The organism is Paracidovorax sp. MALMAid1276 (genome assembly GCF_049198005.1).
In the GTDB taxonomy this organism is placed as follows: domain Bacteria; phylum Pseudomonadota; class Gammaproteobacteria; order Burkholderiales; family Burkholderiaceae_C; genus Acidovorax.
On record NZ_JBMIRS010000177.1, the window covers coordinates 1 to 21,889 of the forward strand.

Sequence of the window (21,889 nt, forward strand, 5' to 3'; positions counted from 1 at the left end):
AGGCCAAAGCCCTGGCAGTCTGCGCGGCACAAGGAGCATCGGCTGCAACGCACGATAAATCGGTCTCGCGCTTCGCTTCGATGCCTTCTACCGCGCAGACTCCTGGCCCCGGTTCCTGGGATACTATATTTTTTATAGCTACAAACGCTTACCCAGTAAGCGGTAAATCCACTTTTCATTGAGATTTCTCGAAGGCCCAGGGGCTTCGCACTCTTGCCCGCCACCGCGCGGTTGCACGGGGGCGGGTGACGGGTCGCTCAGCGCAGTTGCGGCCCCGCCCATGACAGCGACTTGACGGCACCCATGCCCATCGCCGCGCCAAACCGCTTGACCAGGCGCTCAGCCACGTTATCGCGGCGGGTGTAGTCGATGATCTCTTCGGCCTTGACGACTTCGCGGGCCACGTAATCGAGGTTGCCCAACTTGTCCGCCAGGCCCATCTCCACCGCCTGCTGGCCGGTCCAGAACAGGCCGCTGAAGGTGTCGGGCGTCGTCTTCAGCCGGTCTCCCCGCCCAGTCTTCACCACGGTGATGAACTGCTGGTGAATCTGGTCCAGCATGGCCTGCGCATAGGCGCGCTGCTTGTCGCTCTGGGGGCTGAACGGGTCGAGAAACCCCTTGTTCTCGCCCGCCGTCAGCAGGCGCCGTTCCACACCGAGCTTTTCCATGGTGCCGGTGAAGCCGAATCCATCCATCAGCACGCCGATGCTGCCCACGATGCTGGCCTTGTCCACATAGATGTCGTCGGCGGCCGCCGCGATGTAGTAGGCGGCCGAGGCGCAGGTCTCCTCGACCACCGCATAGATCGGCTTGCTGTGCTTGGCCTTGAGGCGCACGATCTCGTCGTTGATGATGCCGGCCTGCACGGGGCTGCCGCCGGGCGAGTTGATCAGCAGCACCAGCGCCTGCGAGCCTTCGTCCTCCAGCGCGCTGCGCATGGCGGCCACCACGAACTCGGCGCTCGCTTCGGCCCCGCTGGCAATTTCACCCTTGATGTCCACCACCGCCGTGTGCGGCGTGCTTCTGCTGGCAGCGGGCGACGCCTGGCGAAAGGCCATGAACGCAATCGCGGCGATCAGCGACAGCCAGGCGAGGCGAAAGAAAATTTTCCAGCGCCGCGCGCTGCGCTGTTCGTTGAGGGTGGCAAAGGCCAACTTTTCCAGCGTGGCACGCTCCCAGCCGGGTTCGGGCGATGATTCGCTCACAGATGCTCCTGAATTGATAGCTTCTTGCGCCCACAGATCGGGCGCTGGATTGGTTTTTGGATCAAAACCCGACGGGCCGGGCTGAGAGGGGTGTGTCATGTCATGCGTCCTGGCATGGTGCGCACAGGGGCGCTGGCGCGGCATCTCCGGCCGTCAGGGCCGAAACTCCACCGGCTTCAGGTGCCGTGCAGTATGCCAGTGCACCACACCATCGTTTTCCGACAAAGTGATTTTTACCAGCCCGCCGCGGCAGGGGCCGCCGATGCACTGGCCGGTGTGGGGCAGGTAGGCCGCGCCGTGCGTGGCACACAGCAGCCACTGGCCCGTGTCGTCAAAAAAGCGGCCTTCCTGGTAGTCCATTTCCATCGGCACATGCGTGCAGCGGTTCAGATAGGCATGGGGGGTGCCGCGATAGCGAATGGCAAACGCGCGGCAGCTCTGGCCGGCATACACCACGTCGAAGGCCACGGCCACCCCGCCGTCCACCAGGGCGGCACTGGGGCACAGTGCGACGGCTTGCTCTTCGGAATCGCTCACGCCCTGCCCTTCCACCACTCACCCTGGCTACGCATGGTGCTGCAGCCAGTCATGCAACTCGGCCACCGAATGCGCCACGTGCAGCGGGCCCAGGGCATGGAAGGCGTCGGGCTCGTGCGCACCGTAGCTCACCCCCACGCTGGCGCAGCCCGCATTCACGGCCATCTGCAGGTCGTGGGTGGTGTCGCCGATCATCAGCACCCGCTCCGGCACCACATCGAACTCCGCCATCAGTTCCTGCAGCATCAGCGGGTGCGGCTTGCCGGCCGTCTGGTCGGCCGTGCGCGAACCGTCGAACATGCCGCGCAGCTGCACGGTGTGCAGCACCTCGTCCAGCCCGCGCCGGCTCTTGCCCGTGGCCACGGCCAGCAGGTGGCCGCGCTCCCGCAGGGCGTTGAGCAGCGGCAGCACGCCGGCAAACAGGCTCAGGTCATCCTGGTGCTGCAGGTAGTGATAGCGGTAGCGGTTGCCCAGATCGGCGTATTTCTCGGGCGGCACGTCGGACGCCGCATGGGCCAGGGCCTGCATCAGGCCCATGCCGATCACGTAGGCGGCCTCCTTGTCGGTGGGCACGGTGCCACCCACGTCGCGCACCGCTGCCTGGATGCAGCGCACGATGATGGCCGTAGAGTCAAACAGCGTGCCGTCCCAGTCAAAGGCGATGAGGTCGAAGCGGCGGGAGGGGGTGAGGGGCATCAGGCAGGTCCAGGGAGAAAGGCGGCCAGCTCGGCGGGCAGTTCGGCATGCAGCGCAATGCGCTCGCCCGAGGCGGGGTGGTTGAACTGTAACCGCCAGGCATGCAGGAACATGCGCTTCATCGAGAGCTTCTGCAGGCGCTTGTTGAGGTCGAAGTCGCCATATTTGTCGTCGCCCACGATGGGATGGCCCTGGCTCGCCAGGTGCACGCGGATCTGGTGCGTGCGGCCGGTCTTGATGGTTACTTCCAGCAGCGACATGGCGGGCAGCCCCTGGTCTGGCCGGGGTGCCGCCGTGCTGCGCACCTTGACCAGCGTGATGGACCGCATGCCGTCCGGGTCATCGGCGGTGGTCACGCGCACGCGGCGCTCGCCGTCGGCCTGCAGGTACTTGTGCAGCGGCAGGTCGATGACTTTCTTGTTCGCGGGCCAGGCGCCGGTCACCAGCGCCAGATAGGTCTTGCCGGTCTCGCGCTCGCGGAATTGGTCCTGCAGGTGCGTGAGCGCACTGCGCTTCTTGGCCACCAACAGGATGCCCGAGGTCTCGCGGTCCAGCCGGTGCACCAGCTCCAGGAACTTTGCCTGCGGGCGGGCCTGGCGCAGCTGCTCGATCACGCCAAAACTCACGCCGCTGCCGCCGTGCACCGCCACGCCGGCCGGCTTGTCGATGGCAATGAGGTGCTCGTCTTCGAGCAAGACCGGGAACTCGCGCGCCGGCGCCGGGCGCTCGGCCTTCTCGGCCACCTTGTCGGACACCCGCACGGGCGGCAGGCGCACCCGGTCGCCCGCCTCCACCCGGGTGTCGGCGCTCGCGCGCCCCTTGTTGATGCGCACTTCGCCGCTGCGGATGATGCGGTAGACATGCGTCTTGGGCACGCCCTTGAGGTGGCGTATCAGGAAGTTATCGAGCCGTTGGCCCGAAGAGTCCGCGTCCACTTCCACAATGCGGGCCGCGGGAAGCTCCGCGGGGGTGGCGGGCGGTTTGGCCCCTATAATGTGTTTCACCTGCGCGTTGTTATGTAAGTGGTTGATTTGTCTGGAGTTTAGTCCACACAGCCCTTGCACTTGCGCAGGAAGGTCGATGCCAGCGGGCGTCGTGCGCGCAGATTGCAGGCCAGATGCCTGCGGTGGCCAGCACGCGGTTCGGCGGGCTGACAGATTGAAACACTGATACGGAATCCCAGAAGCTGGCAGAGGCACCCCACCCGGGTACCGCCTGCCAGCGGATCAAAGCGAGCATGTGGTTGTTGATGAGCTGGATGGTGACCTTGTGGCGGTGGCTATTGCCCCCGGCTGCATGCTCCAGTTCGGCTCCAACGCCCAGCCAGCAAGCGCAATCAGCTACTCTTTTGCTAGCAAAACTGCGCTCCTACCACTCGCCCCCATCCACGCGCCCCTGCCTCACGATGCTGCGCTAGAGCGCGGCAGATCATTGGCATTCCCGGCAATTCCCTTCGTTTCGATGCGTCAGTCCAGGCATTCACAGCTCCTGTAGAGCTTGTTGTATTGGTTTGGAAACCGCGGGCGGCAGCCCGTACGCCGGTGTGATCCGGCGACACCGCTGCTGCCTGCGAAACACTGATTGAAGGAATCGCATCATGAAGCGGATGCTCATCAACGCCACGCAGGCCGAAGAACGGCGCCTGGCCATCGTCGACGGACAAAAGCTCCTCGACTATGAGATCGAGATCGAGGGGCGCGAGCAGCGCAAGGGCAACATCTACAAGGCCGTCGTCACGCGCGTCGAGCCCTCGCTCGAAGCCTGCTTCGTCGACTACGGCGAAGACCGCCACGGCTTCCTGCCGTTCAAGGAAATCTCGCGCCAGTACTTCGCCCCCGGCGTCTCGCCCAGCCAGGCGCGCATCAACGAAGTCATCAAGGAAGGCCAGGAACTGCTGGTCCAGGTCGAAAAGGAAGAGCGCGGCAACAAGGGCGCGGCCCTGACCACCTTCATCAGCCTGGCCGGCCGCTACGTGGTGCTGATGCCCAACAACCCCCGGGGTGGTGGCGTCTCGCGCCGCATCGAGGGCGAGGATCGCGCCGAACTCAAGGAGGCGATGGACCAGTTGGAGTACCCGAACGGCATGTCCATCATCGCCCGCACCGCAGGCATCGGCCGCTCGGCGCCCGAACTGCAGTGGGACCTGAACTACCTGCTCAAGCTCTGGAATGCCATCGACGGCGCTGCCAAGGGCGGCAAGGGCGCCTTCCTGATCTACCAGGAATCGTCGCTCGTCATCCGCGCGATCCGCGACTATTTCAACAACGACATCGGTGACATCCTCATCGACACCGACGACATCTACGAGCAGGCGCACCAGTTCATGGCGCACGTCATGCCCGAGCATGCCGCCCGCGTGAAGCGCTACCGCGACGATGCCGCGCTGTTCAGCCGCTTCCAGATCGAGCACCAGATCGAATCCGCCTATGCCCGCACCGTGAGCCTGCCTTCGGGCGGCGCCATCGTGATCGACCACACCGAAGCGCTGGTGTCCGTGGACGTGAACTCCGCCCGCGCCATCAAGGGCGGCGACATCGAGGAAACCGCCACCCGCACCAACCTGGAAGCCGCCGACGAAGTGGCCCGCCAGATGCGCCTGCGCGACCTGGGCGGTCTGATCGTGATCGACTTCATCGACATGGAGGAGAGCAAGAACCGCCGCGAGGTCGAAAACCGCCTGCGCGACGCGCTGCGCCAGGACCGCGCCCGCGTGCAGTTCGGCACCATCAGCAAGTTCGGCCTGATGGAAATGAGCCGCCAGCGCCTGAAGCCCGCCTTGAGCGAAGGTTCGTCCATCCCCTGCCCCCGCTGCGGCGGCTCGGGCCATATCCGCGACACCGAATCGTCCGCCCTGCAGATCCTGCGCATCATTCAAGAAGAATCGATGAAGGACAACACGGCCGCCGTGCACTGCCAGGTGCCGGTGGAAGTGGCCAGCTTCCTGCTGAACGAAAAGCGCACCGAGATCGCCAAGATTGAACTCAAGCAGCGCGTGGCCGTGCTGATGGTGCCCAACAAGACGCTGGAAACGCCCAACTACAAGCTCGAGCGCCTGAAGCACGACGACCCGCGCCTCGATCACCTGGACGCGAGCTACAAGCTGGCCGAGGAGTTTGAGGACCCCACGTCCGTCACGCGCCGCTCTCAAGAGCCCACCAACAAGCAAAGCCCCGTGATCAAGGGCGTGCTGCCCGACGCACCCGCCCCCGTGGCCGAGCCCCGCCCCGAAGGCGCCGCACCCCGCCCGCAGCGCGCAGGCCAGCCGCCCCGTGGCGCCGCCGCCGCACCGGCGCCTGCCCCCGTGGCCGCACCGGCACCCGCCGCGCCGCAGGAGCAAGGCTTCTTCGCCTGGCTCAAGAGCCTGTTTGGTTTTGGCGACGCACCTGCAGCACCCGCCCCCGTGGCAGCGCCCGCACCGGCAGCAGCGCCCGCTGCCGCAGGCCGTGGCGAACCCCGCCGTGACGGCCGCAACGGCGAAGGCCGTGGCCGCCGGGGTGGCCGAGACGGACGGGATGGACGCGATGGCCCACCGCGTGACGGCGCTCGCGAAGGCGTCGCCAGCGAGGGCCAGGGCCGTGGCCGCCGGGGCGAGCGCTCCGCCGAGGGCCGTGCCCCCCGCGACGCAGACGCACGCCCGCAACGCGACGCCGCCCAGCGCCCCGAAGGCGAGGGCCGCGAAGGCGCACCAACCCGAGGCGAGGGCCGTGAAGGCCGCAACGGCCGTGGTGAAGGCGGCCGCGACGGTGGTGGCCGCCCGCGCCGCGACGCAGAGCCGCGCCAGCAGGCAGCCGGCCTGAACGGTGATGCCGCTGCAGCCCAAGGCGCCGCGGTGGTGGAAGGCCCGAGCGGTGCTGCCGAACAGTCCGCCCGTGGTGACCGCCCCCCTCGCCGCGAACGTGGCGAGCGTGGCGAACGCGGTGGCCGTGGTGGCGAGCGTGGTGAGCCACGCGGCGAGCGCCCCGCGCGCACGGCCGAAGCCGCTGAGGGCGCTGTAGCGCTGGCCGCCCCGGCGGCCGCGCCCGGCGACTTTGCCGACACGGCCCCCCTGGCATCCCTGCCCGATCTGGACCTGACCGGCAACGACGCTCCCGCTGGCGAAGAACAGCGCCGCGAGCGCCGTTCACGCGACCGCTACGGCCGTGACCGCCGCGAACGGGGCGACCGTGGCCCGCGCGACAACGGCGGCAACGGCAACGGCAACACCGCTGACGCCCTGCCCCCGGCCCATGCCGACGCCGATGCCGCAACCCCCGCCGCATCGCAGGACGAGCCGCCACGCCGCAGCTACTTCAGCACGCCGGCGCAAGCTCCTGCGGCTCCTGTCGCGCCCGCCGCGCCCGCTGATGCGGCAGTGGCCGCAGCGCCCGCCGAGCCCGCAGTGGCAGCAGCCCCTGCTGCCGCTGAGCCGCTGGCACCCGTGGCCGCTGCGCCGGCTCCCGTCCCTGCGCCTGCACCTGCACCCGTCGCTGCAGCGCCTGCTCCCGCAGCCGCCGCATTGCCCCCCGCAGCCACTGGCATGCCGCGCGTGCAGCCGTTTGCGCTGCCGGTCGACGCGCTGCAGCAGGTGGCCGCCTCGTCGGGCCTGCAGTGGGTGAACTCCGATGCCGACAAGATCGCCGCCGTGCAGGCCGCCATCGCTGCCGAGCCGCGCCCCATCCACGTGCCGCGCGAGCGGCCACCCGTGGTGGTGGTGGACGAGGGCCCGCTGGTGCTGGTGGAAACCCGCCGCGACCTGTCGGCGATGAAGATGCCGTTTGAAGGCACGTCTTCCTGAGGCACCGGGGAGCGCAACCGGGGCAGGCCTGCGGCAGAGGCTGCAGACCTGCACCCCCCCCCTGACCAAGAGCGGCCCCGGCCGCTTTTTTTCATTACGCTATCGCCCACACCATGCTCTTCCTGCTCTCGCCCGCCAAATCGCTCGACTACGACACCCCGCTGCCGCCGGGGTTGCCCCACACCACGCCGCAGTTCGTGCGCGAAGCGTCTGCACTGATCGACGTGCTGCGCGAAAAAGCGCCGCAGGACATTGCCACGCTGATGGACCTGAGCGACAAGCTCGCCGCGCTGAACGTGGCGCGCTACCAGGCCTGGCGGCCCCGGTTCACGGCCAGCAATTCGCGCCAGGCACTGCTGGCCTTCAATGGCGACGTGTACGAAGGGCTGGACGCGCGCACGCTGGCCCCGGACGACCTCGACTGGGCGCAGGGCCATGTGGCCATCCTGAGCGGCCTGTACGGCGTGCTGCGGCCGCTGGACCGCATGCAGCCCTACCGGCTGGAGATGGGCACCCGCCTGGCCACCGGCGCGGGCAGCAACCTGTACCAGTTCTGGGGCCGCCAGATTGCCGAGCACCTCAACACCCGGCTGCGCGCCGACACCACGCCGGTCGTGGTCAACCTCGCGTCGCAGGAATACTTCAAGGCCGTGGACTGCAAGGCCCTGAAGGCCCGCGTGATCGAATGCGTGTTCGAGGACTACAAGGGCGGCAGCTACAAGATCATCAGCTTCTTTGCCAAGCGCGCCCGGGGCCTGATGGCCCGCTACGCGATCACGCACCGCATTGCCACACCCCACGCGCTTGAAGGATTTGATCTGGACGGCTACGCGTTGGCACCGGCATCATCCTCGCCTGAGCGCCTGGTCTTTCGGCGCAAGGCCGGACCATAGGCCAAGAGCAATTTGCAACCCTCCCGCGTTGATGAAGGAGCGCCATGAACACCACAGCGAGCACCACCACAACGAACACCTCTGCGGCAGCAGACGAGCGCAGCAAGGCCGCGCGCCAGGCGATCACGCCGGAGCTGCGCCGCTGGATCATCGAGCAGGCCCAGGCCGGCCATCCCCCGCCCGTGGTGCTGCAGTCGATGCGCGACGCGGGCTGGGACGAGGACGTGGCCACCGATGCGTTGGAGATCACGCTGCAGGAACACCTGAACGAGCTGGCCGTGCAGCAGGGCCAGCCCAGCGGCGTGCCCGTGCCCGAGCCCCTGCTCGATGAATCCCCCGCCCGCGTGGACTGCGGCGACCGCGTGGTGGACGTGCTGCTGGCCATGGCCCAGCCCCGGGTGGTGGTGTTCGGCAACCTGCTCGCGCCTGAAGAGTGCGACGCGCTGATGGCCGCCGCCGAACCGCGCATGGCGCGCTCACTCACGGTGGCCACCAAGACGGGTGGCGAAGAGATCAACGCCGACCGCACCAGCGACGGCATGTTCTTTCAACGGGCGGAGACCGAACTCATCGAGCGCATCGAACAGCGCATTGCGCGCCTGCTGAACTGGCCCATCGAGAACGGCGAAGGCCTGCAGGTGCTGCACTACCGCCCGGGTGCCGAATACAAGCCCCACTACGACTACTTCGACCCGGCCGAGCCCGGCACGGCCACCATCCTGCGGCGTGGCGGGCAGCGCGTGGGCACGCTGGTGATGTACCTCAACACCCCCGAAAAAGGCGGCGGCACCACCTTTCCGGACGTGCACGTGGAAGTGGCACCGCAGCGCGGCAACGCCGTGTTCTTCAGCTACGACCGCCCCCACGCCGCCACGCGCACCCTGCACGGCGGCGCGCCCGTGATCGCGGGCGAAAAGTGGATCGCCACCAAGTGGCTGCGCGAGCGCGAATTCAAGTGATGCCGCAGTGCAGAGCCACACAACACCTCTGCCTACACGGCACCCCATATTTTTTTGATTAAAAAATGCCTCCAGCGCTTATCCATAAAGCGCTGACAGCTATTGTTTTATGAGCAAAACACCTTCCGACCCTACCGCCACCAGTACGGCCACCGGTGCGGCCCCCGGTGCGGCCACGAACACGCCCGAGCAATCCCAGCTGGGCAAGACGTCCGCCTACATCGACCAGTACGACGCGGGCCTGCTGTTTCCCATCCCCCGCGCGGGCAAGCGTGCCGAGATCGGCATCACGGGCGCCGCGCCCTTCTTCGGCGCCGACCTGTGGACGGCGTTCGAGCTGTCGTGGCTGAACCTGCGCGGCAAGCCGCAGGTGGCGCTGGCGCACATCACCGTGCCCTGCGAGACGCCCAACATCGTCGAGAGCAAGTCGTTCAAGCTCTACCTCAACAGCTTCAACAACACGCGGTTTGCCGACATGGCAGAAGTGCAGGCCCGCATCCGCACCGACATCAGCGAGGCGGTGTGGCGGGGCGCCGAACACCCGGCCACCGTGGGCGTGAAGCTCATCGCCCCCGAGCTGTTCGACCAGGAACCCGTGCACGAGCTGGACGGCCTGAGCCTGGACCGGCTGGACGTGGAATGCACGCACTACCAGCCCGCGCCCGAGCTGCTCACCGCCGAATTCAACGAGGCGCCCGTGACCGAGACCCTGACCAGCAACCTGCTCAAGAGCAACTGCCTCGTCACCGGCCAGCCCGACTGGGGCAGCGTGCAGATCAGCTACAGCGGCCCGCAGATCAACCAGGAAGGCCTGCTGCAGTACTTGGTGAGCTTTCGCAACCACAACGAGTTTCACGAGCAGTGCGTGGAGCGCATCTTCATGGACGTGTGGGCGCGCTGCAAACCCATCAAGCTCACGGTCTATGCGCGCTACACGCGCCGCGGCGGGCTGGACATCAACCCCCTGCGCACCAGCCACCCGCAGGGGCTGCCGCGCAACGTGCGCACGGCGCGGCAGTAGGCCGCACCCGGGTTGCTGCCCACCGGCACGGCGCAGGCCCGGGATTCAAAAAAGCTGGCCCGTCTCCATCTCGCCGTGCCCGGCTGCGGGGCGTGCGGCGGACTTTCCGGCAGGCTGCGTCGCAGGCTCTTCACCGCGCAGCGCCAGGCCGCTCGCGCGCACGCCCAGCAAGCGCAGCCGCTTGTCCAGCGGCACGCGCTTGAGGCATTGGCCCGCCAGGCGGCGGATGGTGGCGCCGTCGGCCGTATAGAAGTCAACGCTGTGGTCGCGCGTGGCGATCTTGAAATCGTCGTAGCGCAGCTTGATGCCGATGGTGCGCGCCACATAGCCCTTGCGCTGCAGGTCGTCGGCCAGACGCCGGCACAGGTCGGTGAAGATCGCGCCCAGCTCGGCCCGGTCGCGCACGGCGTGCAGGTCGCGGTCGAAGGTGGTCTCGCGGCTCATGCTCACCGGCTCGCTCTCGGTCACCACCGGGCTGTCGTCGCGCCCCCAGGCCACGCGGTGCATCCAGGCGCCGGTGGACTTGCCGAAATGGCCGATGAGCCACTGCGCGTCCTGCGCGGCCAGCTGGCCGATGGTCTCGATGCCCAGGCGCGCCAGTTTTTCGCCCGCCTTGGGGCCGATGCCGTTGACCTTGCGCACGTTCAGGGGCCAGATCTTCTCCTGCAGGTCTTCCTCGTAGACGATGGAGATGCCGTTGGGCTTGTGGAACTCGCTCGCCATCTTGGCCAGCAGCCGGTTGGGCGCCACGCCGATGGAGCAGGTGAGGCCCGTCTTCTCAAAGATGCTTTTCTGGATCAGCCGCGCCAGCACCCGCCCGCCCTCGCGCTGGCCGCCGGGCACGTCGGTGAAGTCGATGTACACCTCGTCCACGCCACGGTCCTGCATCACGGGCGCGATCTCCAGGATGGCCGCCTTGAAGGTGCGCGAATAGCGGCGCACCTCGTCAAAGTCCACCGGCAGCACGATGGCCTGCGGGCACAGTTTGGCCGCCTTCATCATGCCCATGGCCGAGCCCACCCCAAACTGCCGCGCGGCATAGGTGGCCGTGGTGATCACGCCCCGGCCCACATAGTCCTTGAGCAGCGGAAAGTCTTCCACGGGGATGAAGCGCCGCTCGCGCTCGCCGGTGCCGTCCGGCCCCTGCAGCAGCAGCTCGTCCACCTTGCGGCGCCCGCCGCCGATCACCACGGGCAGGCCCTTGAGTTGCGGGTAGCGCAGCAGCTCCACCGACGCAAAGAACGCATCCATGTCGAGGTGCGCAATGCGGCGCAGGCGATGCGGCTGCGGGGCGGGATTTTCAGCGGCGTTGTCGGGCGGAACGGCGGTCACGCCCGGTATTGTGCGTGGCGGGGTGAGAACCTGTTCATCTAAAGTCTAAAGGCCTGCCGCTGGCGCAACAGCGCGTCGCGGTCGATGCTGGCGCGCAGCAGCTCCATGTCGGCCGCCGCGACGCCCTGCTGCGCAAAGTGCGCGGCCCACCCATCGACCACCTGCACCACCTGCCGGATCAACTCCACGGCCCGCGGCCGCTTGATACCGAACTCGCTCAGCTCGGTCAACGCGTTGTCCAGGCTGGATTCCGCGCCTGCACGGCCAACGGCCAGGGCCTGGTAGCCCAGGTTCTGCAAGGCAGGCATCACGTCGTAGGCCGGGGTCAGTTCGTAGTAGCCGTCCAGCCCCAGGCGCACGCTGTGGTTGCGCTCGTGGTCGTCGGTGTTGTCTATGAGGATGTTGAACACCATGCGCTGGAACAGCTCCTCGCGCTGCGCTACCTGCCCTTGCGGGTGGGCCAGGCGCAGCAGCACGGTGGCCAGTGCGCCATAACTTTCGGGCAGCCGGGCAGCGCGCAGCAGCGTGCGGGCCGACAGGCAGTGCAGCCGGTAGCTGCCCACGCGGTCAAAGCGCTCGATGGTGAGCGCGTGGCGCGCCTTGCCGTGGCGGGCGGGGAGCGGCAGCACGCCCGTGGCGGCCACGCGAATGCCCGCGCGGGCGGCCAGCGTCATGGTGGCGTGCTCCACCAAGGGTGTGTCCACCGCGTCGTCCAGCTCGCTGAACTTGACCACGCAGGCGCCAGCCTCGGTCTGCAGCAAGGCCTTGGGCCGGGCGCCGCCCAGCGTCACGCCGGGCTGCACCAGGCGTTGCATGTCGGCGGTGACCGGAGCCTGTGTTTGCAGGTCCTCCACCGCGGTGCTCAGTTGCGCCAGGTCGCGCACCTGCGGATAGGGGCCCAGCAGACGGGGCACGTAGCGCTCGGCAGACACCGAAACGCCTAAAGCGCCAAACCGGTCGTCGCCTGCAAACAGCAGCATCTCCAGAATGGACAGCCGCGCGGGCCGGTCCACGTGGCGGATGACGCGTTCGCCCCAGCGGTCGGGCCGCGCATCGTCGATGGCACCGGGCGCGCTGCCGCGCTCGCCCGCGGTGAACTCCTGCCCCGCCACCAGCGGCAGGTCCTCGCTGAGCGGGAAGTGCCACCAGTCGTGCGCGTACTGGAAGGTGGCGCAATCGGCCACCAGGTGCGACAGGCGCAGCTCCCCCACCAAAGTGGGTTGGGCGGGGTTCACCAACGCCCAGACATAGAGCTGGTCCTGCGGCACATAGGTGCGGGCGGTGACGGGGCCCGTGCGCATCGCGGATGTCATCGCGCAGCCTTGGAGGCGCCCGGGTTAAGCAAGGCCGCCAGACCGGCCGCCGCGCCTGGGGACGAACCCGCTGGTGCGGCCAGCGGCGCGCGGGGGCTTGCCGCGCCGGATGAACCTGCTGCGCGCGATCGGGGTTTGCGCACCCGGCTGACTTCGCGCTCCAGCGCCGCGCTGTCGTGTTGCGGGGCCACCAGATCGGCCACCGCCACGGCGGGATCTACCAGCCACATGCACATCACATAGCTGACCACGGCCACGGAAGGGTCCCCGCGCTCGATGCGCGCCATGGTGGGCTGCGACACCCCCAGGCGACGCGCCCACTCGGCCTGCGTCTCGCCGCGCCGCTTGCGCGCAATAGCGATGTGCTGGCCCAGCTGTTCAATCTGCTGGAGAACGGCCTGCGGGTACTCGGCAGAAGGGGTGGCTTTCTTTGGCATTCATAGATAGTACTCAAAACCCATATTTATGCAAATCTATGAATACTCAACAACCACCAAGATGGCTTCAAACCTGTGCAAAGCAGGCAACTGAATTCATAGATATCCCATTTTTTCCAATGAGGACATTTCTATGAATCCACATCACCGCTTTGCCAGTGCCGCGCTGCGAATTCCCTGCAGCGTGCCCGTGGGCGTGATCGCCTCGGGGTCGATCAAGCAGTGCAGCACGCTGGGCAGGCCGCTGGCGCGGGCGCGGGCCAGGGCGGGGGCGAAGTCTTCGGTGCGCTCCACACGTTCGCCGTGGCCGCCAAAGGCCTGGGCGTAGGCCTTGAAGTCGGGGTTCTTGAGCTGGGTGGCGCTCACGCGGCCGGGGTACTCGCGCTCCTGGTGCATGCGGATGGTGCCGTACATGGCGTTGTCCAGCAGCACCACGATGATGGGCAGACCGTATTGCACGGCCGTCGCGAACTCCTGGCCGTGCATCAGAAAGTCGCCGTCGCCCGCAAAGACCACCACCTCGCGCTCTGGCCACAGGCGCTTGGCACCCACGCCGGCGGGCAGGCCGTAGCCCATCGATCCGCTGGTGGGCGCCAGTTGGCTGGCGTAGGTGGTAAATGGCCAGAAGCGGTGCACCCAGGTGGCAAAGTTGCCCGCCCCGTTGCAGAAGATGGTGTTGGCAGGCAGCGTGGACTTGAGGTGCTGCATGACCTGGCCCATCTGCAGCGCGCCCGGGATCTGGATGGGGTTGGCGTCGCTCCACAGCACGTATTCCGACCGCGCCATCTCGGCATGGGCCCGCCAGGCCACGGGCGCGGCGGGCCGCACGCCGGCCAGCGCCGCCGCAAAGGCCTGCGGCGTGGCGTGGATGGCCTGGGCGGGACGGTAGAGCTTGCCCAGTTCGTCGGCATCGGCATGCACGTGCACCAGCGGCTGGGCAGGGTTAGGAATGGCAAACAGCTCGTAGCCCTGCGAAGGGATCTCTGACAGCCGCCCGCCCACCACCAGCACCAGGTCGGATGCGCGGATGCGCGCCAAGAGGCGCGGGTTCACGCCCAGGCCCAGGTCGCCGCCATAGCAGGCATGGTTCGCAGGGAACAGCATCTGACGGCGGAACGAGCAGTACACCGGCAGCGACCAATCTGAAGCAAACGCCACGAATTCGCGCACCGCCTGTTCGGACCAGCGGCTGCCGCCCAGGATGGCCACGGGCTGGTGCGCGGCCTTCAGGCGCCCGGCCAGCTCGGCCATCTGCGCGGCACCCGGATGGGTTTCGGTGACCTGGTAGGGCAGCGCATCGGCCACGGTGGCGGCCTCGGTCAGCATGTCCTCGGGCAGCGCGATCACCACGGGGCCGGGGCGGCCCGACGTGGCGACATGGAAGGCGCGCGAGACCAGCTCGGGCACGCGGGCCGGGTCGTCGATCTGCACCACCCACTTGGCCATGGTGCCAAACACGGCGCTGTAGTCCAGCTCCTGAAAGGCCTCGCGCCCCATGGCGCCGCGCGCCACCTGGCCCACGAACAGGATCAGCGGGGTGGAATCCTGGTGGGCGATGTGCACGCCCGCCGACGCATTGGTGGCGCCCGGACCGCGTGTGACGAAGCAGATGCCCGGCTGGCCGGTGAGCTTGCCCTGCGCCTCGGCCATCATGGCCGCGCCGCCCTCCTGGCGGCACACGGTCACGCCGATGTCGGCATCATGCAGCGCGTCCAGCACGGCCAGGTAGCTTTCGCCGGGCACGCAAAAGAGCTGCTTCACGCCGTGCGTGATGAGCTGTTGCACGAGGATCTGGCCGCCGGTGCGGGAGGTGATGGTGGAAGGCGTGGTCATAGGGTTCTTCAGATGATGTTTTTCTCAAGCAGCGGCTGCTGCCGCGTGATGCGCTCGACCGACAGGGGCGAGAGATCCAGGCTCTGGTAGCGCCCCGTCAGCAGCAGTTCGGCCACGCCGCGCCCCACCGCCGGGCACTGCTGCAGGCCGTGGCCCGAAAAGCCGTTGGCCAGCACCAGGTTGTCGCAGGCCGGGTGCAGGCCGACGATGGCATTGTGATCGAAGGTGTTCATCTCGTAGTAGCCCGCCCAGGCACCCTGCATGCGCAGCGCCTCGAAGCCCGGAATGCGGTCGGCCAGCGTGGGCCAGATGTGGCTTTCGAACGCATTGCAGTCGGGCTCCAGCGGGGCAAAGTCGGCGTCGTCGTCAGCATGGGGCGCAAAGCCGCAGATGAAACCTTTGCCCTCGGGCCGCAGCCAGATGCCGCTGGGGTCGATGAGCAGCGGGCAGCCCGGCAGCGCCGCCGGGCTGGCCAGGTGGAACACCGTGCGGCGCTTGCCCACCACCGGCAGGGCTATGCCCGCCCAGCCGGCGATGGCCGCCGCCCACGGGCCACCGGCGTTCACCACATGGCGGCAGGGCAGCACCGCGCCGCCTTTCAGGCGCACGGCCGTCACATGGCGCACGCCATCGCTGCCCGCCAGGTCCAGGCCCACGGCTTCGTCGGCCACATAGCGCACACCCTGGCTCTGCGCCTTCTTGCGCAGCGCCGAGAGCAGCAGGTAGCCGTCAAACCAGCCCTCGCCCGACAGGCCCAGCGAGCCCAGCGCCACGCTCTGCAGGGCCAGCCACGGAAAGCGCTCGGCCAGTTGCTGCGGGCCGAGCAGCGCCACGTCCGCGCCGTGTTGCGTTTGCAGCACATGGTTTTCACGCAGCGTGGCCTCGCCCGCTGGTGTGGCCAGGTACAGGTAGCCGCCCTCGTGCAGGCCGATGTCAGGGGCATCGCCCTGGCACGCCAGCAGCATGCCCGCGTGGCGCAGAAAGCCGATGCCGAAGGCCGAGATCTGGATGTTGATGTCGGTGGAAAACTGCTGGCGGATGGAGCTGGCCGACAGCGCCGACGACGCCTGCGCATAGGTCGGGTCGCGCTCGACCACCACCACCTCGCAGCCCGGTTGCTGCAACGTGAGGAAGTACGCAATGGCGCTGCCGATGGCGCCGCCGCCGATGATGACGATGGGGTTTTGGGAATCAGAGGTCATACAGGAGGAAAGTCACTGGGGCGCTCTGCGGCCCTTCGACAGGCTCAGGGCGAACGGACGGGCGGACACGCTGGCCGCCAGGCGGGAACCCATGCGCGCGACCACCCCACCCGTTCGGGCTGAGCCTGTCGAAGCCAGGGCGCGCCGCATCCCGTCGCCGCCCCGCTCACACGTCAAACGTCACCCCTTGCGCCAGCGGCAGGGCGGTCGAATAGTTGATGGTGTTGGTCGCACGGCGCATGTAGGCCTTCCAGCTGTCCGAGCCCGCCTCGCGCCCGCCGCCCGTTTCCTTCTCGCCGCCAAACGCGCCGCCAATCTCGGCGCCGCTGGGGCCGATGTTGACGTTGGCAATGCCGCCGTCCGAGCCCGCCGCCGACATGAACAGCTCGGCCTCGCGCACATTGAGCGTGAAGATCGAAGACGACAGGCCCGCGCCCACGGCGTTGTTCATGGCGATGGCTTCGTCGATGGTGCTGTAACGCACCACGTACAGGATGGGCGCAAAGGTTTCGTGCAGCGCGGGGCCTTCGTGCTTTTGCAGCTCCACCAGCGCGGGGCGCACGTAGTACGCATCCGCACCGCCCAGCCCTTCCACGCGGCCACCGCCGTGCACCGTGGCGCCCAGCGCGCGGCATTGCTCCAGCGCCTTCTGCATGCCTTCAAAGGCCATGCGGTCGATCAGCGGCCCCACCAGCGTGCCAGCGGTGCGCGGGTCGCCCACCTGCACGTTGGCGTACACCTGGGTCAGCTGGGGCACCAGCTGGTCGTAGATGCTCTCGTGCACAAACAGGCGGCGCAGCGTGGTGCAGCGCTGGCCCGCCGTGCCCATGGCCGCAAAGGCGATGCCGCGCAGGGCGAGATCAAGGTCGGCCGTGGGTGCCACGATGGCCGCGTTGTTGCCGCCCAGCTCCAGAATGCCGCGCGCAAACCGCGCTGCCAGGCGCGGGCCCACGGCGCGGCCCATGGCGGTGGAACCCGTGGCCGACAGCACGGGCACGCGCGCATCGTCCACCAGCACCTCGCCCATGTCGCGCTGGCCCACGATCAGCTCCAGCAGGCCTTCGGGTGCGTCTGCACCAAAGCGGGCGATGGCGCGCTGCGCAATCGCATGCGTGGCCAGGGCGGTGAGGGGCGTTTTCTCCGACGGCTTCCACACCACTGGGTCGCCGCACACCAGCGCCAGCGCGGCATTCCACGACCACACGGCCACCGGGAAGTTGAAGGCCGAAATGACGCCGCACACGCCCAGCGGGTGCCAGGTTTCCATCATGCGGTGGCCGGGGCGCTCGGTGGCAATCGTCAGGCCGTACAGCTGGCGCGACAGGCCTACCGCAAAGTCGCAGATGTCGATCATCTCCTGCACCTCGCCCAGGCCTTCGGACGGGATCTTGCCCGCCTCGATGGTCACGAGCAGGCCCAGGTCGGCCTTGGCGGCGCGCAGCTCTTCGCCCAGCAGGCGCACCAGCTCGCCCCGGCGCGGCGCGGGCACATTGCGCCATGCCAGAAATGCCACATGCGCGCGGCCGATGGCGGCGGTGGCGTCAGCGGCGCTGTGCTGCGGCACCTGGGCCAGCACCTCGCCCGTGATGGGCGAGCGGGCCGCCAGCGTGCCGCCGGTGTAGGCGGCGCGGGGCACGCCCAGGCGCTGCAACAGCGCATCGACTTCGGACACGAGGGGGGTGGAGGCAAGGGGGGCAGACATGGCAGCTCGCAAGGGTCGGAGGGACACGGAAAGAAAGAAAAAAAGAAACCAGGAGACGGGAGACGCGCGGAAACACCCCCGCCGTCCAGCCGCCAATATCCTCCAAAGTCGGCGTGGTGGATAGCAAATAAACGGAACTACTTGATCACAAAATGGAATGAAGTGCCTGAAAATACGAGAGCAGTCGCCTCAATGGCTTTGAGCGGTGGCCGCCGATATTTCTGTTCCCGCGCCCTCGCGCTTCATTCCCCCACCGCATGACCTCGCTGCGCCGCGCCTTCCTGCCATCCACCGCCGACCTGCTGGCCTTCGAGGCCGCGGCCCGCCACCAGAGCATCTCGCGCGCGGCCGAGGAACTGCACCTCACCCAAAGCGCCGTGTCGCGCCAGATCCGGCAGCTGGAATCGCAACTGGGCACCGCCCTGTTTCACCGCGTGCGCCAGCGTGTGGTGCTGACCGACGCCGGCCGCGTGTATGCCGCCGACGTGCTCGCCGTATTGCAGCAGCTGTCGGCCAGCACGCAAAAGGCCATGGCGTTTTCCAGCACCGACGGGCTGCTCAACCTGGCCGTGCTGCCCACGCTGGGCACGCGTTGGCTCATCCCGCGCCTGGGGCGCTTCATGGCACAGCACCCCGAGGCGCTGGTCAACCTGTCGTCGCGCACCGAGCCGTTTGACTTTGCTGGCACGCCGTTCGACGCCGCCATCCATTTCGGCGCGCCGCACTGGGCCGGGGCCGTGTGCGAATACCTGATGCACGAAGACACCGTGCCCGTGTGCAGTCCCGCCTACCGCGACCGCCACGGCATCCGCACCCCGCAGGACCTGGCCCGCGCCGTGCTGCTGCAGCAAAGCACCCGCCCCACGCAGTGGGCCGAATGGTTCGAACGCGTGGGCACCCCCACGGCCCTGGCCCTGCGCGGCCCGCAGTCCGAACACTTCGCCATGATCGCCCAGGCCGCCGTCTCGCACCTGGGCGCCGCGCTGCTGCCGCGTTTTCTGATCGAGCAGGAGCTGGCGGCAGGCAGCCTGGTGGAGCTGTCGGACCAGGTGCTGACCAGCACCGATGCGTATTACCTCGTCTACCCGGAGGCGCGCGCGCAGACGCCGCTGGTCCAGGCGTTCAGGGACTGGCTGGTGGGAGAGTGTGCCGACGCACGCGCGGCCTTGCCCCTTCACGCAGCCTGATCCCGCAAAGCCGCCGCCCGCCCTGTCGTCGCCGTCTTTCCTTCTTTCGTACTTGTCACGCCTCCATCGGGGCGCAGCGCACGCCCAGCGCGCAGTGGCGTGACAAATGTCACCAGTTGCATCAAACCCTACCAAAGCAGGGGGCTCCAAACTGCTCCTGCGACTTCAGAATCCGCCGCTCGGGTTCCATGAACCTGTTGTGGAACAACGCATGAAAGCAAAAACAAATCAAAGGCACCCCACCATGAAACGCTGGATGAAATGGACCGCTGGCAGCGCCGTGCTGCTGGTTGGCATCGCGGCCGCCACGGCGGCCTGCGGCCTGTATCTGGCCGACCAGAAGCGCAACCGCTATATCGACATCAAGCCGCGCCCTGTCGCCTACACCACCGACACGCAGACCATCGAGCGCGGCCGCTACCTGTATGCCTCGCGCGGCTGCACCGACTGCCATGGCGCCGAGGGCACGGGCCGCGAGTTCGTGAACGATGGCAAGGGCACACGGCTGGCGGGCCCCAACATCACGGCGGCCGGCGTGGTGGCGCGCTACCAGCCCGAGGACTGGAACAGCGCCATCCGCCATGGCGTGAAGCCCAACGGCCGCCCGCTGATGGTGATGCCCAGCCAGGACTACAACCGCTTCACCAACGACGACCTGAACGCACTGGTGTCCTACGTGCGGCAGTTGCCCGCGCAGCCCGGGCTGCAGGAGGCGGTGGTGGATCTGCCCCGGCCCGCGTGGGTGCTGTATGGCCTGGGGGCCATCCCGGATGCCGCCGCGCGCATCGACCACCAGCTCGCACCCTCGCGCCCCGTGCCCGCCGGGGTGACCGTGGCCAACGGGCGGTATGTGGCGAACATGTGCATCGGCTGCCACGGGGCCGACCTCGCGGGCGGCAAGATCCCCGGCGGCCCGCCCGACTGGCCTGCGGCCTCGGACATCCGCCCCGGCGGGGCCAACGCCATGGCCCGCTATGCCCGCAGCGCGGATTTCATCGCCATGCTGCGCAGCGGAAAGCGGCCCGATGGCACGCCCATCCAGGTGATGCCCTTCGAGTCGCTGGGCCAGCTGAGCGACGTGGACGCGCAGGCGCTGCATCTGTTTCTGACCACACCGCCCGGTGCGCACCCGGCGGGCGTTGACGCCGCGGCGGCAGGCGCGCGCAGTGCGTCGCCCGTGGCGCCTGCCACGGCGCCCGTGGCGCCAGCGCCTTCCGTGTCCTCGCTGTCATCAGGGCTGCGGGTGCCGGGCTGATGCGCCGGTATGCAGCGCAGGTCTTACGGGTGAAATCTGATCAAAAATCAGCCTCATCGCTTATCCAATAAGGGCTTGTAGCTATTGTTTTTATAGTTTTTCGGACCCATGCCGTCTGCGTCTCTACCGCGCCGCCAGCACCAGAAAATCGTCCGCATACCCCTTGATGGACTGCACCGCGCGGCTGCGCTGGGCGGGCGCCATGGCCTCGTGCACGCGCGCAAAGCCCTCGCAGCCCTCTTGCACCAGGGTGCGCGCATAGCGCTGGTAAGCCGCGTCGGGTGACTGATTGAGGCGCTCGAGATAACCGCGCACCAGGCGGCGCGCCTGGTCGGTGTCGGTGCGATTGCGCGCGACGGATTCCAGCGTCTGCACCAGGTCCTGCTGACGCCGCAGGCGCTCGGCATAGGTGCGTTGCGCATCGAACGACGACTGCGCGATGTAGCTGCGCAGCGCGGCCTTCTGCGGCGCGTCCAGCGGGCCGTAGATGCCTTCCGCGCGGCCTGTCAGCTGCTTGAAGCGGTGCTCGCGCAACTGTTCGGGCGCCACGTCCAGCCATTCCTTTTTCCAGTCCGCGTTGCTGCGGGCCTGCTTTTTCTGCAGGTGACGTATCTGCGCGTCGGTGAGCTGCGTGGCCAGCCACGCCAGGCTGGGTTCGGCCTGCGCCAGCACCGCGTCGACCTGGCCGCGCACCTGCGCGTAGGCGCTGCAGGCCTGCTCGGGCGACAGGGATTCAGGCAACTGGCGCTGCAGCTGCTGCAGCAGCGCGGCATGGCGGGGCAGCATGGTGTCGCGGTGCCACTGGTGCAGCTCGTCCAGCCGGCCGCGCACACGTTCTGCCTGGTCCTGCGACAGATCCAGGTAGCTGTTGATCTGCCACTGCACGAGCTGCGGCGCCTGGTGGTAGGCAAGCTTGACGGTGCTGCAGGCCTGCAGCAGCAGGGCGCTGGCGGCCAGCAGCGCGGCGGATCGCAGGGTTTTGCGGTGCAGCAAGGGCAGTGCAAGGTGCACAGGCTAGCTCCTGATGGGGGTGGTGAAGATGCGTTGGCGACGGGCCCGGCGGACAGGGCGCGCCGCATATCCGCCGCAGGTCAGTGCGAGCCCGACACAGCGCTGCGGGCGGCCACACGCCTCAGCGGTGGCGCAGGCCGCCCTTCAAAAAAAGATCAGTTGTCCTGCCGGCGAATCAGCTGCCGGCCACTGGCCGTGATGGCCAGTTCGCCCCGCACGCCTTTGGTGATCAGCCCCCATTCGAGCAGGCGGCCGGACACGTGGTCCTTGAGCGCGTGGGGCAGTGTGATGACTTCGCCCATTTCGAGCTGCTTGAGGGTTTCGATCTCGTCAACCGTGGGATCGAAATGCGGAGCATGGTAGGTGGTCATGGGTGGTCGCTCTCTCGAACAAGGTGGATGAATGAATGAAAGACTGACTGCCGCTTCTCCAGATTAGTTCACCGACCGGATGGGCGCAAGGCTCTCGGACCTTCAGAACGTGTTTACGATCTCGCAGGGGATCGCGTTGGAGCGCAATCGGGATGAGTGGA

Annotated in this window: 18 protein-coding genes; 6 read left to right on the forward strand and 12 right to left on the reverse strand. The window is 67.9% G+C overall.

Annotation, left to right across the window (positions count from 1 at the left end; genetic code table 11):
- Window positions 1-257: 257 nt before the first annotated feature.
- Genes ACOQFS_RS12475 through ACOQFS_RS12490 form a run of 4 tightly spaced genes read right to left on the reverse strand, consistent with a single transcriptional unit; the run spans window position 258 to window position 3,442 of the window.
- Window positions 258-1,304: a S49 family peptidase gene (locus ACOQFS_RS12475; RefSeq protein WP_421563181.1), complete on the reverse strand. Its 1,047-nt coding sequence runs from the start codon at window positions 1,302-1,304 to the stop codon at window positions 258-260.
- Between the two features lie 54 nt (window positions 1,305-1,358).
- Window positions 1,359-1,742, reverse strand: a complete 384-nt coding sequence (locus ACOQFS_RS12480; protein WP_421563182.1) for a Rieske (2Fe-2S) protein — start codon at window positions 1,740-1,742, stop codon at window positions 1,359-1,361.
- A 27-nt stretch (window positions 1,743-1,769) separates the two neighbouring features.
- Window positions 1,770-2,438, reverse strand: a complete 669-nt coding sequence (locus ACOQFS_RS12485) for an HAD family hydrolase (RefSeq protein WP_421563183.1) — start codon at window positions 2,436-2,438, stop codon at window positions 1,770-1,772.
- Entirely contained in the window at window positions 2,438-3,442 is a 1,005-nt protein-coding gene (locus ACOQFS_RS12490) for an RluA family pseudouridine synthase (RefSeq protein WP_421563184.1), read from the reverse strand. The genes ACOQFS_RS12485 and ACOQFS_RS12490 overlap by 1 nt, the downstream gene beginning before the upstream one ends.
- A 593-nt stretch (window positions 3,443-4,035) precedes the next feature.
- Here ACOQFS_RS12490 and ACOQFS_RS12495 point away from each other — a divergent pair.
- From ACOQFS_RS12495 to queF, 4 genes are all read left to right on the forward strand, one after another.
- A complete protein-coding gene (locus ACOQFS_RS12495) occupies window positions 4,036-7,212 on the forward strand; it encodes an Rne/Rng family ribonuclease (RefSeq protein ID WP_421563185.1) in 3,177 nt (1,058 codons plus the stop codon).
- A 113-nt stretch (window positions 7,213-7,325) separates the two neighbouring features.
- Window positions 7,326-8,105, forward strand: a complete 780-nt coding sequence (gene yaaA, locus ACOQFS_RS12500) for a peroxide stress protein YaaA (protein ID WP_421563186.1) — start codon at window positions 7,326-7,328, stop codon at window positions 8,103-8,105.
- A 44-nt stretch (window positions 8,106-8,149) separates the two neighbouring features.
- Complete coding sequence (locus ACOQFS_RS12505; RefSeq protein WP_421563187.1) at window positions 8,150-9,064, forward strand: 2OG-Fe(II) oxygenase; 915 nt, start codon at window positions 8,150-8,152, stop codon at window positions 9,062-9,064.
- A gap of 109 nt (window positions 9,065-9,173) precedes the next feature.
- Window positions 9,174-10,085 carry an NADPH-dependent 7-cyano-7-deazaguanine reductase QueF gene (gene queF / locus ACOQFS_RS12510; protein ID WP_421563188.1) on the forward strand — a complete coding sequence of 304 codons (912 nt, stop codon included), beginning with the start codon at window positions 9,174-9,176 and terminating at the stop codon, window positions 10,083-10,085.
- A 45-nt stretch (window positions 10,086-10,130) separates the two neighbouring features.
- Here the strand turns inward: queF and ACOQFS_RS12515 are convergent, their stop codons facing one another.
- The 6 genes from ACOQFS_RS12515 to ACOQFS_RS12540 all read right to left on the reverse strand — a co-directional run bounded on the left by ACOQFS_RS12515 (window position 10,131) and on the right by ACOQFS_RS12540 (window position 17,904).
- Entirely contained in the window at window positions 10,131-11,336 is a 1,206-nt protein-coding gene (locus ACOQFS_RS12515; protein WP_421563198.1) for a Y-family DNA polymerase, read from the reverse strand.
- 119 nt (window positions 11,337-11,455) lie between these two features.
- Window positions 11,456-12,730, reverse strand: coding sequence for a type II toxin-antitoxin system HipA family toxin (locus ACOQFS_RS12520; RefSeq protein ID WP_421563189.1), 1,275 nt, complete (start codon window positions 12,728-12,730; stop codon window positions 11,456-11,458).
- Window positions 12,727-13,167: a helix-turn-helix transcriptional regulator gene (locus tag ACOQFS_RS12525; RefSeq protein ID WP_421563190.1), complete on the reverse strand. Its 441-nt coding sequence runs from the start codon at window positions 13,165-13,167 to the stop codon at window positions 12,727-12,729. The genes ACOQFS_RS12520 and ACOQFS_RS12525 overlap by 4 nt, the downstream gene beginning before the upstream one ends.
- 144 nt (window positions 13,168-13,311) lie before the next feature.
- On the reverse strand, window positions 13,312-15,000 hold the full coding sequence (locus ACOQFS_RS12530) for a thiamine pyrophosphate-binding protein (RefSeq protein ID WP_421563191.1): 1,689 nt from the start codon (window positions 14,998-15,000) through the stop codon (window positions 13,312-13,314).
- Window positions 15,001-15,008: 8 nt separating this feature from the next.
- Window positions 15,009-16,202: an NAD(P)/FAD-dependent oxidoreductase gene (locus tag ACOQFS_RS12535; RefSeq protein ID WP_421563192.1), complete on the reverse strand. Its 1,194-nt coding sequence runs from the start codon at window positions 16,200-16,202 to the stop codon at window positions 15,009-15,011.
- A 166-nt stretch (window positions 16,203-16,368) separates the two neighbouring features.
- Window positions 16,369-17,904, reverse strand: a complete 1,536-nt coding sequence (locus ACOQFS_RS12540) for an aldehyde dehydrogenase family protein (RefSeq protein WP_421563193.1) — start codon at window positions 17,902-17,904, stop codon at window positions 16,369-16,371.
- Window positions 17,905-18,161: 257 nt separating this feature from the next.
- On the opposite strand from ACOQFS_RS12540, the gene ACOQFS_RS12545 reads away from it, so the two are divergent.
- Both ACOQFS_RS12545 and ACOQFS_RS12550 read left to right on the forward strand, forming a co-directional pair.
- Complete coding sequence (locus tag ACOQFS_RS12545) at window positions 18,162-19,091, forward strand: LysR family transcriptional regulator (RefSeq protein WP_421563194.1); 930 nt, start codon at window positions 18,162-18,164, stop codon at window positions 19,089-19,091.
- 244 nt (window positions 19,092-19,335) lie between these two features.
- Complete coding sequence (locus tag ACOQFS_RS12550; protein WP_421563195.1) at window positions 19,336-20,346, forward strand: c-type cytochrome; 1,011 nt, start codon at window positions 19,336-19,338, stop codon at window positions 20,344-20,346.
- A 123-nt stretch (window positions 20,347-20,469) separates the two neighbouring features.
- Here the strand turns inward: ACOQFS_RS12550 and ACOQFS_RS12555 are convergent, their stop codons facing one another.
- Window positions 20,470-21,357 (reverse strand): DUF6279 family lipoprotein, encoded by an 888-nt coding sequence (locus tag ACOQFS_RS12555; protein ID WP_421563196.1) that lies wholly within the window; start codon window positions 21,355-21,357, stop codon window positions 20,470-20,472.
- Between the two features lie 155 nt (window positions 21,358-21,512).
- Window positions 21,513-21,728: a hypothetical protein gene (locus tag ACOQFS_RS12560; RefSeq protein ID WP_421563197.1), complete on the reverse strand. Its 216-nt coding sequence runs from the start codon at window positions 21,726-21,728 to the stop codon at window positions 21,513-21,515.
- Window positions 21,729-21,889: the final 161 nt, after the last annotated feature.